11 protein-coding genes are annotated in these 15,753 nt (G+C 42.6%); 4 read left to right on the top strand and 7 right to left on the bottom strand.

Annotated elements, in window-relative coordinates; translation table 11 throughout:
• Nucleotides 1-11: 11 nt before the first annotated feature.
• The 4 genes from tatA to LPH68_RS03675 form a co-directional block, all read right to left on the bottom strand.
• Nucleotides 12-233, bottom strand: a complete 222-nt coding sequence (gene tatA / locus LPH68_RS03690; RefSeq protein WP_004301497.1) for a twin-arginine translocase TatA/TatE family subunit — start codon at nt 231-233, stop codon at nt 12-14.
• 154 nt (nt 234-387) lie between these two features.
• Nucleotides 388-2,928 (bottom strand): bifunctional UDP-N-acetylmuramoyl-tripeptide:D-alanyl-D-alanine ligase/alanine racemase, encoded by a 2,541-nt coding sequence (locus tag LPH68_RS03685; protein ID WP_151923408.1) that lies wholly within the window; start codon nt 2,926-2,928, stop codon nt 388-390.
• The gene (locus tag LPH68_RS03680; RefSeq protein ID WP_151923409.1) at nt 2,904-3,893 is read right to left on the bottom strand and encodes a GSCFA domain-containing protein; all 990 of its coding nucleotides are present in this window, start codon (nt 3,891-3,893) and stop codon (nt 2,904-2,906) included. Before LPH68_RS03680 ends, LPH68_RS03685 begins: the two co-directional genes overlap by 25 nt.
• A gap of 26 nt (nt 3,894-3,919) precedes the next feature.
• Nucleotides 3,920-5,377 carry an RNA-binding domain-containing protein gene (locus LPH68_RS03675; RefSeq protein WP_151923410.1) on the bottom strand — a complete coding sequence of 486 codons (1,458 nt, stop codon included), beginning with the start codon at nt 5,375-5,377 and terminating at the stop codon, nt 3,920-3,922.
• Nucleotides 5,378-5,525: 148 nt separating this feature from the next.
• Here LPH68_RS03675 and LPH68_RS03670 point away from each other — a divergent pair, with 148 nt between their 5' ends.
• The 4 genes from LPH68_RS03670 (at nt 5,526) to LPH68_RS03655 (ending at nt 10,726) form a co-directional block, all read left to right on the top strand.
• Nucleotides 5,526-5,663 carry a hypothetical protein gene (locus LPH68_RS03670; RefSeq protein ID WP_153882607.1) on the top strand — a complete coding sequence of 46 codons (138 nt, stop codon included), beginning with the start codon at nt 5,526-5,528 and terminating at the stop codon, nt 5,661-5,663.
• A 268-nt stretch (nt 5,664-5,931) separates the two neighbouring features.
• Entirely contained in the window at nt 5,932-7,836 is a 1,905-nt protein-coding gene (gene dxs / locus LPH68_RS03665; RefSeq protein ID WP_022199673.1) for a 1-deoxy-D-xylulose-5-phosphate synthase, read from the top strand.
• 1 nt (nt 7,837) lies between these two features.
• Entirely contained in the window at nt 7,838-9,178 is a 1,341-nt protein-coding gene (gene trkA, locus LPH68_RS03660) for a Trk system potassium transporter TrkA (RefSeq protein ID WP_004305310.1), read from the top strand.
• Nucleotides 9,179-9,274: 96 nt separating this feature from the next.
• Nucleotides 9,275-10,726, top strand: a complete 1,452-nt coding sequence (locus LPH68_RS03655) for a TrkH family potassium uptake protein (RefSeq protein ID WP_004324867.1) — start codon at nt 9,275-9,277, stop codon at nt 10,724-10,726.
• Nucleotides 10,727-10,939: 213 nt separating this feature from the next.
• Here LPH68_RS03655 and LPH68_RS03650 read toward each other — a convergent pair whose 3' ends face one another.
• The 3 genes from LPH68_RS03650 to LPH68_RS03640 form a co-directional block, all read right to left on the bottom strand.
• Complete coding sequence (locus tag LPH68_RS03650) at nt 10,940-12,322, bottom strand: SGNH/GDSL hydrolase family protein (protein ID WP_004324866.1); 1,383 nt, start codon at nt 12,320-12,322, stop codon at nt 10,940-10,942.
• Between the two features lie 49 nt (nt 12,323-12,371).
• Nucleotides 12,372-13,505 (bottom strand): glycoside hydrolase family 130 protein, encoded by a 1,134-nt coding sequence (locus tag LPH68_RS03645; protein ID WP_004324865.1) that lies wholly within the window; start codon nt 13,503-13,505, stop codon nt 12,372-12,374.
• 78 nt (nt 13,506-13,583) lie between these two features.
• On the bottom strand, nt 13,584-15,740 hold the full coding sequence (locus LPH68_RS03640) for a GH92 family glycosyl hydrolase (RefSeq protein WP_230296861.1): 2,157 nt from the start codon (nt 15,738-15,740) through the stop codon (nt 13,584-13,586).
• Between the last annotated feature and the right edge of the window lie 13 nt (nt 15,741-15,753).

Here is a 15,753-nt window from a genome sequence, read left to right as displayed (position 1 = left end):
GTTGTGCTCTTTTAGTTCTTAGAAGGATCTACAGGTTTGTCCAACTCGTCTTTAGCCTTGTTTATTTCATCTTTCGCTTCGTTCACACCGTCTTTGAAGCTTTTTACGCCTTTGCCTAATCCGCGCATCAGTTCAGGAATTTTCTTTCCACCAAAAAGAAGAAGGATAACCAAAGCGATAATAATCCATTCGGAACCACTGGGCAAAAAGCCTAACAATAATAAGTTTGTCATAAGTTTATTTGATATAAGAGGTTTTTAATAGCTGATGCAAAGATAATTATTTTAATGAAGAATGAAGAATGAAGAATGAAAAATTCGCGATGTGAGTGATTCATCATAATCGCGTAGCCATTCTTCATTCATCATTCTTCATTCTTCATTAAAATTAGTCCTGATAATATACCCTTTTCACCCGTGTCGATATACTTGTCAACACTTCATAAGGAATCGTTTCCAGCTTATCGGACAACACCGTAATCGGCAGATCATCACCGAAGATGATAGCCTGATCGCCTTCCCGACAATCAATATCCGTCACATCGATCATGCAGACGTCCATACAGATATTCCCCACATAAGGAGCTTTCTTTCCGTTCACCAGGCAATAGGCGTTGCCGCGTCCCAAGTGGCGGTTCAGTCCATCCGCATAACCAATAGGAATAGCTGCAATGCGGGAAGGGCGTACCAAATGCCCCATCCGGCTATATCCTACCGTATCTTCTTGGGGAACATCCCGGATCTGAAGGATGGTGGTCTTGAGCGTACTTACATTATGTATTATCGAATTGTCTATCGGGCTGACTCCATAAAGTCCGATTCCCAAGCGCACCATATCGTACTGTGCTTCGGGGAAACGCTCGATTCCTGCCGTATTACAGATATGACGAAGAATCTTATGAGAGAAGGCGGCCTGCAATTCTTGCGAACCTTTCTCGAACAATTCAATCTGTCCGCGGGTGAAAGCGTCGAACTGCGACGAATCACTTCCTACAAAATGAGAGAATACCGAACGGGGAATCACCGCGCTCTGATTCTTCAGTCGACGGATAAGCAATGGAATATCCTCTACCGCAAAGCCCAAACGGTGCATACCTGTATCAAGTTTCACATGAATGGGGAAGTTGGTGATTCCTTCTTTCTCCGCAGCTTTGATGAGTGCGTCGAGCAGATGGAAATTATAGACTTCCGGTTCCAGTTTATAATCAAACATGGTTTTGAATGCAGTAAGTTCCGGGTCCATAATGATAATAGAGGCGGTAATGCCTGCCTTGCGGAGTTCGGAACCTTCGTCAGCAACGGCTACGGCCAGATAATCGACATGGTGTTCCTGCAAACTCTTGGCAATTTCATACGAACCGGCTCCGTAAGCTGATGCTTTCACCATACAGATCATCTTTGTTTCCGGATGGCGAAGCATAGAACGGTAATGGTTCAAGTTGGCTACCATCGCCCCGAGATTTACTTCAAGAATGGTTTCATGTACCTTCAATTCGAGGGTTTCGGATACCAGATCAAAGTTGAACACGCGGGAACCTTTCACCAGAATCACTTCCGAATGAAGCGATTTGAGTATATTGGATGCAAGGAGTGCTTCTGTGTTAGGAAAGAAATAGCGTTCGAGATCATCATCAAAACGGGCAGAACAAGAAGATATCTCCTGCCCTACTCCAATCAGTTTATTAATACCTTTACTCTGCACCAATTGTGCCACACGCCGATAAAGCGTAGCGGTACTTTGTCCGGTTTCCAGTATATCCGACAGGATAAGCGTCCGTTTCAAGCCTTTCTTTTCCGAGCGGCGTACAAGGAAATCGAGAGCAATATCCAATGATGCCAGATCTGAATTATAGCTATCATTAATCAGTACACAGTTATTCTTCCCCTCTTTCACCTCCAGACGCATGGCAATCGGTTCGAGACGGGCCATCCGCTCTGTTATCTGGTCGGCAGGTGTCATCAGGTAAAGACAAGCTGCCAGACAATTCAGTGCATTTTCAATGGAAGCGTCATCGATGAAAGGGATACAGAAAGTATTATCCATCTCCAGATAACGATAAGATATAACGGTATGATCTTCTTTCTTGGTCACACGGCTGATATACAACGGGCGTTCAATGTCGGTACGGCTCCAAGCAATCTCACGTGCCGTCAGCATTGATTTTGCGACACAATTACTGATTAACTCGTTATCACCGTTGTAAATCACGACATCACAGTCTTTGAAAAGCGTCAGCTTTTCCATGCATTTCTCCTGCAAGGAGAAGAAGTTTTCCTGATGGGCACCACCGATATTGGTCAGAATACCAATAGTAGGCTTAATCATTCGTTTCAAAGCTCCCATCTCCCCCATCTCGGAAATGCCGGCTTCGAAAATACCCAGTTCGGCTTCTTCAGAAAGTTGCCACACAGAAAGTGGGACTCCGATCTGCGAATTATAACTGCGTGGAGAACGAACGATGCAACGATCCGGGCTAAGTAACTGATGCAACCACTCCTTCACAATGGTTTTTCCATTACTGCCGGTGATACCGATCACAGGGATCTTAAATTTATCACGATGTGTTTCGGCAAGCTTCTGCAAAGCTTTCAGAGGATTGGGAACGATGAGGAAGTTGAGAGTTGAGAGTTGAGAATTGAGAGTGGGCTGCGCACCATCATGCTGCATAGAACTCTCAACTCTCAACTCTCCATTCTCAACTTCTTTAAAGTCTTCTTCCGTAATTACAAAATTACGTACGCCCCGGTCATATAAATCGGGGATATAACGGGCTCCGCTGTTTCGTTTGGTAGTTAAAGCAAAAAAAAGAGTTTCTTCCGGAAAACTCAAAGAGCGGCTGTCTGTTAGCAGCCAATCAATAGTCGCTTTATGTTTGCCCACACGGCGGGCACCGATACTTTTGGCTATGGATTCAATCGCATATGACATAGTTCTGTTTCTTTTTGAAAATCTAAGTACGGGTATTTTCCGATAAGTCGTTCTATTTTTAACACTATTTGTCCTAAAAAGCGTTGATACGCTTCTGACTCGGGATGAAAGGGTTTGTGCGCCAAGTCCCGGCGGATGTCTTGCACAGCTACGATAACCTGCTTTGTTTCAGGAGAAAAGAAGGTTTCGGAGAAGCGTTCCCACAGGTAACGAATCGCCAGAGGAGACGGATGCAACATATCGTCGGCATAGAAGCGATAATCACGTAATTCGTCCAATATGATTTCATAAGAGGGGAAATAGAACACTCGTTCCGGGAACAGTTGTTGCAATCGGTCGATGGCAAGCAGCAGAGTCGATTTGCTTAACTGGTTGGCGTGCATCCCGTCGCGTATATGACGGATCGGGCTGACTGTAAACAGCCATTTTAGTTCCGGATTCAGGGCTGACATTTCGGTGATGAGTGCTGTATAATCTTCTACAATTTCTTCAACAGACAGAAGCCTACGATTAAATTTATTCTCAGGCAGTTTATGACAGTTAGACACTACCTTTCCCGTTTCTTTCTGCTCATAAACATAAGCAGTTCCAAAAGTCAACATCAGCCAGTCAAGTTTTTGCATAGCCTGATGAACTTGTAACAGCCGAATATTGATATTCTGCAATGTACTTTCCAAGGTAGGTCCAGAAAAAAGACCATGATGCATAGGACTATGCCAAAGGTCATTATGGAAAAACAAGTCACCCTTCTTATATACTTTTCTTTTTAAGATTTCAATCAGAACAGCAGAAAGAGAAGAAGGGTTGTAAAGAATACCAAAAGGATTCAAATCTAATTGAAATTTGGCATCTTTCAAAAAATTCCCTACATTTTGGACAAAGCAAGATCCCATCATGAGTATTTGTCCGGCATGAGTAATAGGCGGTAAACCAACAGGTAACTCTATTTGTGTACGGAAATCCATATTATTTTCTCTTTAAAAATTTCAAACTATTCTCCAAGCACTACCCAATACCCATATCGTTTGCTTCCTACGCGTTTTAATAAGCCCAACTCCTGTAAACGTGCCAAGTTATATTTTATACCATCGACTGTTATACCTTCAATATGACTATTTAAATCCGCCCGTGTGGCCTCCGGATGTTCTCTTAGATAACTTAAAATCATATTTTGGGCTTCTGTTAATTTCTGGGTAGTGTATTGGGTAGTAGATTGGGTAGTAGATTGGGTAGTAGATTGAGCCGGTCTTCGTTCATTATCGGCACTATCTTCCATATTTGTATTCTCCTGATAATTCTTTTTAATAAACTGTACTTGAAAAGACAAACCAACCTCCTTCCAACATAAATCAATTTCAGGATAAGATTTCATTTCTTCAGCCACCATTTTCAATCCATTACCCCATTGGTCAATGATGCCAAGTCTTTTAAACACAGGAGCTATTACTTTATTTCTTGCATCTGATTGGCGGCTCTCCATTGCCGAATAATCAATAGAGGGTGGTAAAAGACCAGGACTTGTGATCTCAACCATATCATCATATATGGCAACTTTGACATCTTTTCCTGTCAGAGAATAATCTCTATGTACAATCGCATTACGGATAATCTCCCTTATTGCCTTCACTGGATACTCCCAACGTGAAACCGTATATACTCCCTCTATATTTGCTGCTTTATTAATATGCCGAAGTACAAAGTTATAAGTTTCTTCCGCCTGTAACCCAATGTGGACAATAATACTTTTTTGATCTAAAAACTCTTCCGTTCCTGTCCCTTTGAAACGGGCACATTCAACTTTGGCATTCGGAAACATAGAATTACGCAAATTATCATCCGAAAATAGAAGTAAAGCTTTTGTAGGATATTCTTTATCCTGTTCAGTCTTAACCAATTCCAGTTTACGAAGTACTTGAATATTTAAATCTTCACCTGTTTTCTCTTTGTAGAGTAATTTAAGCCCACTTATATCCAATTCATCTGCGGACTTATCCATGACAACCTCACTATCAAAAGAAATATTTCTCCGTCTCCGCTCTAACTCTGCAATAATTGTTTCATCAGCTAGTTTATTGGTTGAACCAACCCTAATATAAGTTCCTTTCAGCTTCCCTTTATCTTTAAGATAGTAAGGGGGCATACTTCCACGATAAATACACACTTTAATAAGGTGTTTGTCCTCTATAGTTAAAAAAGAGACTTCAGGTAATATAATCGGATAACATCTATCATATATTAAATTACTAATTTGCTCTTCAATACGAGGTAATTCTTCTTCGGACAACCCTATTATCTGTCGCGGGTTATCATTGATACCTATATAAATTTCACCTCCCGCATCATTGGCAAAAGCCACTACAGTTTTTGCTAAATCAGAATTTGTAGGAAGCTCACCTTTAAATTCTAAACGCCGACCTTCAGACTGGTTTATAAGTTCATTAATAGACATCTATTGAATATATTGTTTTTAAAACTTTTTCTCGAAGCAAAAGTACAATAAAGATATGACAAATAATTGGAGAAGCAAAAGAACTTTCTTATCTTTGTCTTTATCTGATAATCAAACCAACAAACTGCAAAATATAATTATCCATAATATGAATAACATACAAGTTAGCCTAAAAGCAGATAACCAAAACGGAATACTATCCATACAAGGAGTTGATTTGTTTAGTATCATAGATACCGACTGGAACTGGAACAATATTTCATTCATACAAATCAGCTATCAATGAATATTTCTAATCAATTATTGGATGAAATAGCCAAAGAGTGCCAACCATTATTTAAAGGAATAAAACAAGAAGACATACATGTAAAATGATTAGTTCATTGATAAAAAGTAACCATTTAGATTAACTGGATAGTTAACCTACTCTCATTTATTCATTTATTATTGGTACTACAGACTGATTAGACAGTAGGAAACAAAATAAGTTTTTCGCCGAAAAGGAGGTCGAATATACTTTCTTTTCGTATTTTTGCACTAAATTTCCTAGAATCATGAATAGTGAACCAACATATAACTTGTTAAACTCCATCAATTACCCCGAAGACCTACGTAAACTAACCGTAGAGCAACTGCCGGAAGTATGCGGTGAACTAAGACAAGACATTATTAAAGAACTCTGCTGCAACCCCGGACATTTCGCCGCCAGCCTGGGGACCGTGGAACTAACCGTAGCTCTGCACTACGTCTACAATACACCATACGACCGTATTGTATGGGACGTGGGACATCAGGCATACGGCCACAAAATTCTTACAGGACGCCGTGAAGCATTTTCTACAAACAGGAAACTCGGAGGAATCCGCCCTTTCCCATCTCCGGAAGAAAGCGAATATGATACTTTCACGTGCGGACACGCTTCCAATTCGATTTCTGCCGCTCTCGGTATGGCTGTCGCAGCCGCCCGGAAAGGAGACGCCAAACGCCATGTAGTAGCCATTATCGGCGACGGATCAATGAGTGGCGGACTGGCTTTTGAAGGACTGAACAACGCATCTGCCACGTCGAACAACCTGCTCATTATCCTGAATGACAATGATATGGCAATCGACCGCAGCGTAGGAGGCATGAAGCAGTATCTTTTCAACTTAACGACTTCTAACCGCTATAATCAGCTACGTTTCAAGCTCTCGCGCATGCTGTTCAAGCTTGGCATTTTAAACGAAGAACGCCGCAAAGCACTCATCCGTTTCGGAAATAGCCTGAAATCAATGGCGGCACAGCAACAGAATATTTTTGAAGGGATGAATATCCGTTACTTCGGTCCGATAGACGGACACGACGTAAAGAACCTGGCAAGAGTATTACGTGATATCAAAGATATGCAAGGACCTAAAATCCTGCACCTGCACACTATCAAAGGAAAAGGATTCGGTCCGGCAGAGAAACACGCTACCGAATGGCATGCTCCCGGCAAATTCGATCCCGTCACCGGCGAACGTTTCATTGCCAACACCGAAGGAATGCCCCCGCTTTTCCAGGACGTATTCGGAAATACACTGGTGGAACTTGCCGAAGCCAACCCGAAGATTGTCGGTGTCACTCCCGCCATGCCCAGCGGCTGTTCGATGAATATACTAATGGAGAAAATGCCGAAACGCGCTTTCGATGTCGGTATTGCCGAAGGACATGCGGTTACCTTCTCCGGAGGAATGGCTAAAGACGGACTACAACCATTCTGCAATATCTATTCTTCTTTTATGCAACGGGCGCATGATAATATCATCCACGACGTAGCGATTCAGAATCTCCCAGTTGTTTTGTGTCTCGACCGCGCCGGACTGGTTGGCGAAGACGGTCCTACTCACCACGGAGCTTTTGACATGGCATGTTTACGCCCGATCCCTAACCTGACTATCTGTTCCCCGATGGACGAACATGAATTACGTCGCCTGATGTATACGGCACAATTGCCGGACAAGGGACCGTTCGTGATCCGCTACCCCCGTGGACGAGGCGTACTGGTAGACTGGAAATGTCCGCTGGAAGAGATTCCGGTAGGAAAAGGACGGATACTGAAAGAGGGTAGCGACCTTGCAGTGATTACTATCGGACCGATAGGAAATGTAGCCGCCCGTGCCATCACCCGGGCAGAAGCAGATTTAGGTCTGTCCATCGCCCATTACGATTTACGATTCCTGAAACCGCTGGATGAAGAGTTGTTGCATGAGGTAGGACGTAAATTCCAACGTATCCTGACTATCGAAGACGGAATTATCAAAGGCGGTATGGGTAGCGCTGTCCTCGAATTTATGGCAGACAACGAATACAAACCGACCGTAAAGCGTATCGGTATCCCTAATATATTTGTAGAACATGGGGCAGTTGCCGAACTGTACCAACTGTGCGGCATGGATGAAGAAGGGATTCTGACTAAAATAAAAGAATTTATCAATTGACATGAAGATTATTATTGCCGGTGCCGGCAACGTAGGCACTCATTTGGCCAAACTGTTATCGCGCGAGAAGCAAGATATTATCTTGATGGATGATGACGAAGAGAAACTAAGTGCTCTTAGCGCCAACTTTGACTTGCTGACTGTTGCCGCTTCTCCTTCTTCCATCTCCGGATTGAAAGAAGTGGGCGTCAAAGAAGCCGACCTGTTCATCGCAGTCACACCGGACGAAAGCCGCAACATGACTGCCTGTATGCTGGCTACCAACCTGGGAGCCAAAAAGACAGTGGCGCGTATCGACAACTATGAATATCTTCTACCCAAAAATAAAGAGTTTTTCCAGAAGCTGGGAGTAGATTCTCTGATTTACCCGGAAATGCTGGCTGCTAAAGAAATCGTATCTTCCATGCGCATGAGCTGGGTACGCCAATGGTGGGAGTTCTGCGGAGGTTCGCTGGTTCTGATTGGTACGAAGATGCGCGAAAAGGCTGAAATCCTGAATATACCGCTGCACCAGCTGGGCGGTCCCAACATTCCTTACCATGTAGTAGCCATCAAACGCGGAACGGAAACGATTATCCCTCGCGGAGACGATGTTATTAAATTGCATGACATTGTTTATTTCACCACTACCCGCAAATACATTCCTTATATACGTAAGATAGCCGGCAAAGAAGACTATGCCGACGTACGCAATGTAATGATTATGGGAGGTAGCCGTATCGCAGTCCGTACCGCACAATATGTGCCGGACTATATGCAGGTGAAAATAGTGGATAATGACCTGAACCGTTGCAACCGTCTGACAGAGCTACTGGATGACAAAACAATGATTATCAACGGAGACGGTCGCGACATGGACCTGCTTATCGAAGAAGGGCTAAAGAATACCGAAGCATTTGTAGCCTTGACCGGCAACTCGGAAACGAATATCCTTGCCTGTCTCGCCGCCAAACGTATGGGAGTGGAAAAGACGGTGGCAGAAGTGGAGAACATCGACTATATCGGTATGGCAGAAAGTCTCGACATCGGCACGGTTATCAATAAAAAAATGATTGCTGCCAGCCATATCTACCAAATGATGCTGGACGCCGACGTGTCTAATGTAAAATGCCTGACTTTTGCCAATGCGGACGTTGCAGAATTCACCGTACCGGAAGGGGCCAAAATAACCAAACACCTGATTAAAGACCTGGGACTTCCCAAAGGCACCACCATCGGAGGAATGATCCGTAACGGAGAAGGTATCCTAGTGACAGGTGATACGCAAATCCGCCCCGGCGACCATGTAGTCGTATTCTGCCTAAGCATGATGATTAAAAAGATTGAGAAGTTCTTTAACTAAGTATTAAGTATCAAGTATTAAGTATTAGTCTGTAAAAATGGACAGTTATGAGTAATACTTAATACTTGATACTTAATATTTAACAAATACTTGTTTATGATTAACTCGAAGATGATATTCCGGATTCTGGGTTTTCTGCTTCTGATAGAAACAGTTATGCTATTATGTTGTGGAGGTGTTTCTCTTTTTTATAAGGAGAATGACTTGCAGAGTTTTCTGGTTTCATCGGCTATTACAACTAGCATCGGTATTCTGTTGCTCGCCATCGGGAAAGACGCAGTGAAATCCCTGAATCGCCGTGATGGATATGTCATAGTTAGTGTAGCATGGGTCACCTTTTCCCTTTTCGGAATGTTACCTTATTATATAGGAGGGTATATCCCAAGTGTTACGGATGCATTTTTTGAAACGATGTCCGGGTTCAGCAGTACGGGTGCCACCATCTTGAATAATATAGAGTCAATGCCTCATGGAATACTTTTTTGGCGGGCTATGACGCAATGGATAGGCGGTTTGGGTATTGTATTCTTCACCATTGCCGTTCTACCGATTTTCGGTGTGGGTGGGATTCAGGTGTTTGCAGCAGAAGCCAGCGGTCCTACTCATGACAAAGTGCATCCCCGTATTGGTATCACTGCCAAATGGATTTGGGGTATTTATGCCGGAATGACAGGAACATTGATTGTCTTATTAGTATTTGGAGGTATGAGTGTGTTTGACAGTATATGCCATGCTTTCACGACAACCAGCACTGGCGGATTTTCTACCAAACAAGCAAGTATCGAATATTATCACTCACCCTATATAGATTATGTAATCTCTATTTTCATGTTTCTTTCGGGCATCAACTTCACGCTATTACTGTTGATGTTCAATGGAAAAATAAAGAAGTTCATTCATGATGCAGAGCTAAAATTCTATTTCTGGTGTGTTTCTTTCTTTACTATATTTATTGCAGTCTGGCTTCATCAGACTTCTTCTATGGAGATAGAAGAAGCGTTCCGTAAATCACTTTTCCAAGTGATTTCCTTGCAAACTTCTACGGGATTTGCCACAGCCGATTATATGCTTTGGCCTTCTATCCTTTGGGGATGCCTTGTAATAGTGATGATAATCGGAGCCTGTGCCGGCAGTACAACAGGAGGTATAAAATGTATTCGTATGGTTATCCTGTTTCAGGTTGTGAAAAACGAATTCAAACATATTCTTCACCCTAATGCCGTGCTCCCGGTGCGAGTTAACAAACAGGTTATTCCTCCTTCCATCCAGTCTACAGTATTGGCCTTTACTTTTTTATATGCAGTCATCGCTATCATCAGCATACTTATCATGATGGGGCTGGGAGTCGGTTTTCTGGAATCAATCGGAACAGTAATCTCAAGTATGGGTAATATGGGACCGGGACTCGGCACATGCGGTCCGGCCTTCTCATGGAGTGAATTGCCTGATGCCGCCAAATGGCTGCTTTCTTTCTTAATGCTCTTGGGACGCTTGGAATTGTTTACAGTATTATTGCTTTTCACTTCCGATTTCTGGAAAAAGAATTAAGAATTCAATAAAGGTAGTCTGTTTAATGCAAAAGCTACAATAAGGAGTACATTATCAGGCTATTACAAAGAGTACTTATCTATTCATATATTCTCAACGATACTCACTGTAATGAGAAAAAATACTCATCGCAATGAGAAAAAGTTCTCATTACAGTGAGAATTCTTTCTCATTACGGTGAGTATTCTATCGTATTTCTACGCTGTTATCACATCAGACCTTTCTAAGTAAAATCTTTCTTACAACAGGCTTATTTATTTCATAAATCTTATTGATAAGAACATCCATTTCCTGTTGGCGAGCATCACGGACAGCTTCAAACATCATCTTTGAATACATATCACGACGTCCCTTCAACCAAACGTTTTTATCCAAGTTTTCATCCATCACCTCGATCGCTTTTCTGTCGTCAGCATACAACAATCCCTTTTGCTGGAAAAAGCCGAATTCACACCACGCATATTCTCTGAATGTTCTTTCAATTTCCCAACGATATTCATTCAAGTGCATCACCGTCAATGCTTGTTGGTATTGGGGAGTTTTGGATTCAGCAGCAAGATTAATGCCCTTTGCCAATTCATCTCCACTCCAAGTTCCAATTTCTTCATCGTCTATCAACAACTTATAATTGCCTTTCAGCCCTGTTACTTTCAACGTTTCACGGTTCATTTCTTCCATAAAAGGAACAACTTTCAGCACTTCTGCCTGGCTCTTTTTTTGTCCCCAACCACGGGCAATAGTATCTAAAGGATAAGGAAGAGCTTCTGCCAAATAGTCAAAACTCAAACCTTTTCCGTTCTTCTTTATATTTGAAACGGTACAATTTTCCGACTTAACGGCTTGTTTTTTATTAGCATTAATCTCCATATCCGCTACTTCTTTACCTACAAATCCCTGGGCTTTCAGGAAAAGATAGGCCATTACCATGTGTCCGTCGTTATCGGGATGAATACGGTCACTGCCACAAAGGGTAAAGGTAGGATCTTTCTGCTGATATTGCTGATTAATAGCTGTCATAGGAGCATTTAAATCGGTAAATTCCCAATTATTCTTAGCTGCCGATTCTTTCTGATATTCAACAAGCCGTTTGATGGTTTCATTTTTTGTCTTGAACGGTGTATTCTCTTTCAGTTGTACAGTTTCATCATACGGAGAAGTTCCGACCATCACGATACGGGTATCAGGAAGATCTTTAAAACGCTTCTCCATCTGCTGGTAATTCTTTATACTTTCCTGATATTTCTGCTCACCGAATTCTTTGGGCTTATCACCGTTATATTCAAAATATCCGGAATCATTCATACCAAAAGTAACCATCAACACGGAAGGTTTCATCGCAAAAATATCACCATCCAGACGTTTGTTCATATCATAGGCCGTATCTCCACCAATACCACCGTTGAAAACACGGATAGGCATATCCGGAAAACGGGTCATATAGTATAACCAGATGTATGAATGGTAATGCCCACCATCCGTTATACTATTTCCCAGGAACACTGCTCTCTCACCCTCCTTAAAAGGTTTCACAGTTTGTGCAAACGCAGCAGTACATGTCATACAAGCCGCCGCAATCAATACAAAAAGTTTTTTCATGTCTTAATTTCTATTTTATAAACTATTATTTTCATTATGAACGTTTTCTTTATTTTTTGAGAGGATCATATACGGCAACTGCCACGCGTGAATCGGCACAGCCATAATATAAGAACCATTTCTGATTGTAGAATACAAGTCCTTCTATAAATACGGTTCCGGCTGGATATTGTCCGCTCTTTTCAAAGTCTGATTCGGGAATATAGAAAGGTTTATCCAAGCGATCGATTAGTTTAGTAGGATCTTTGGCATCAAATAAGGCTTGTCCGGCGCAATAAGAGTTGGCTGTATACAGTGTGTCTCCTTCTGCGCCCGATTTATTTTTGCCGTTATAAAATAAAAGGATTCCTTTGTCAGTCAGGATGGCAGGAGGACCACATTCGGTCAGGTCACTGTCGAACTTACCTGCGCGGGGAGTCATCACTTTCAGAAATTCTCCATTTTCATCCAACATCGGTTCCCAGTTGACAAGGTCTGTGGAAGTGGCTACATTCACAAACTTTTCTCCCCAGTACATCCAGTATTTGCCGTCAATCTTGGCAATCACTTGTTTGCCGTCGATTAATTGGGTTACGATAGAGGCAGATTTGGAAAATTCATCTATGAATCTTCCGTTGTATGCTTTTGCGAAAGCCGGTCCATGTTTTTCCCACGTTTGAAGATCGCGTGAGGTGGCCACTGCCAAACGTGCCTGTTTGCGGTTCCATTGTGTGTAATGCATTACGTAAAGCCCGTCTTCTGTTACAGCAACACGTGGGTCTTCGCAACCGCCGGGATTTTCCAGTTCTTTCTGACTATCGTCTGCCGGATAAAATACAGGTACGGACATTCGTTTGAAGTGTAGTCCGTCGTCAGAAGAAGCATATCCCAAACGGGAGGTACGTGATCCGATACCGGTTGCCGAGTTATCTTCAGCCCGGTAGAGGACTACTACTTTTCCATTATAAACAGTGGCAGCCGGATTAAACGTATCACTCGCTTCCCATGCTACTGAATCCTGTCTCATCGGACAATAGAAAAAGGTTGTAGTGTCAGGAGAGATAATCGGATTAATACCTTCCGGACGCTGGAAATCTGCCCATGCCCAATCCGGGAATTCAGATGTCTGCTTCTTCCCGCCACAGGAAGTGACTAATGCGGCAGCCATCAGTAGATAAGCTATGTTTTGTAGTTTTCTTTTCATTTTTACGTTTGATATTATAAATAAGTGCTCTTACAAAATAATCTTATATCATAAATTTATATGCCTCGTTAATTTGCTTTAAGGGAAAGAGGGAGGCGTCACTTTAGTTCCCCACTTCACGTCAGGCTTGGACGAGGTAGTGTATTCTATTGTAGCCCCATTATTCAGTTGGTCCCAATCGATCCATGTACTGTCATACGGTTTACCATTTAGCTTCATGGACTTGATATAAATATTCTTTTCCGAACCGCCTTTTATCACCATATCCCCTTTCTTCAAATGAACTTTCACGGATGAGAATATCGGAGTGTTCACCGTAAAGCCTCCCACTCCCGGTATTTCGGGATAAAGACCGATACAAGCGAACACATACCAGGCGCCCATCGTCCCTAAATCATCATTGCCCGGCAGACCATCAATTTTGCTTGAATACTGTTCATTCAATACACGGTTAATAATCTCCTGTGCTTTATAGGGAGTTCCGACCCAGTTGTATATCCAAGGAATGTGAAAACTCGGTTCATTGCCGGAAGCGAACCAGGCATCATTATAGCCGGCATCCAGACGAGTAAAGAATTCATCCAGGCGTTTTTCTGCCGCTGCTTTGCCTCCGATAATTTCTATCAGTCCGGCAATGTCGTATGGCACCATCCAGAAATAATTCTTATAGGTCGATTCACGGAAATCTTCAGTCAGTGGTTTCCACGAACCATCCGGATTACGTGATTGCAACCATCCGGTTTCCGGGTTATACAGATTCTTCCATGAACGTGCGAAATGGAAATAACGCCAGCTTGCAAACTCATCTCCTACGGCATGTAAGGCAAATTGTGCGATTGCAAAATCAGCGGAAGTATATTCTAGTTGTATAGAAGCGTTGTAATATCCTTTATCCAAATACTGTTTCAGTCCCGGACGAGCCTCAACCTCCTGTGACATTGCTCCCGGTTCTTCCGCTCCTTTTCTCATGGTTTTGAAAATCGGTTTCGGGTCATAATTGCGGGCACCAAAAGCGTAAGCATTGGATATCAGGATAGGAGTCGGATCTCCTTGCATCACGCCGGTCTCTATATTAGCCATCACCCAACGCGGGAAAGCACCACCTGCTTCTTCGGCAAACAATTGGTGAGAAATAACAATATCAGAGACTACTTCAGGATCAAGGATTGACAATAGTTGAATCTGTGTACGATAGGTATCCCAGTTGCTAAAAGAAGTATAGTGCTTGGAACGTGATTTATGCACTTTGAAATCAGCTCCCATGTATTCCCCATTCACATCACTACATACGTTCGGGTGAATGAATGAACGATACAGATGGGTATAAAATTGAGTGGTACGATCCGGATTGGTTCCTTCTACTTCAATCTTACCCAAATAATGATTCCATTTGGATTCTGCCTGATTCTGAATCTGCAGGAAATCCCATCCGGTATTCTCCGCTTTCAGATTCTCGCGTGCATTTTCTACTGATACATAAGAAACCCCAATCTTATATTGGATATTTTTCTTCTTATTTACATCAAATGTAAAATAGACTCCGGAGTATTCTCCTTCGGCAAAAGTTGTGTTCGGTTTCAGTTCATTTCTTTTCCATGTTCCCGATTCCAACGCATCCGTATCAAACTCTGCTACAAAATAGACTTTATACGGTGTACGGAGTCCACAGAAATTACCGCCTTCTGCATATCCTTCACACTTATTCGGTGCAGTAATGACGATGGCGGCCTGATCTATCGGAGTTGCGGAAATGCCTCCACCGATAATTACCGTACCATATTGCTGATCTGCCGAATATTCATAACTCGCCATACCGGTCCTTTCGGTTACTGTCAGTTTTGCATGAATATCTTCCTGCACCTTTGCTTCATAATAACCGGCGTGTCCTTTTTCTTCAGAAATATTGATACGGTAATTGAGAATATTGTCCGGAGACATCTTCAGTTTACCTTTTACCGGAAAAGTGGGAAAGTTACCCATGTGCTCGCAACCGCCACCACTCAACTGATTGATGACGAATCCGGAACGTTTGGAAAAATAAGAGGGGGTGAACTGCACCATTCCGTATGGATAGGTGGCTCCGGGATAAAGATATCCCGAAGTCAAACCCACGCCCTTCGTTCCTATCAGGGTATTTACCTGACGGGCATAATTACTCCCGACGTTCTGCGCCGAGAGACTCCCCCACCCTCCAATCAAAACCAATAACAAACCTGTTAAAATCTTATTTTTCATACTGTATTCTTCT

This window comes from Bacteroides sp. 1_1_30, assembly GCF_020982715.1.
GTDB lineage: Bacteria > Bacteroidota > Bacteroidia > Bacteroidales > Bacteroidaceae > Bacteroides > Bacteroides xylanisolvens.
This window is presented reverse-complemented; position numbering and strand designations above follow the sequence as displayed.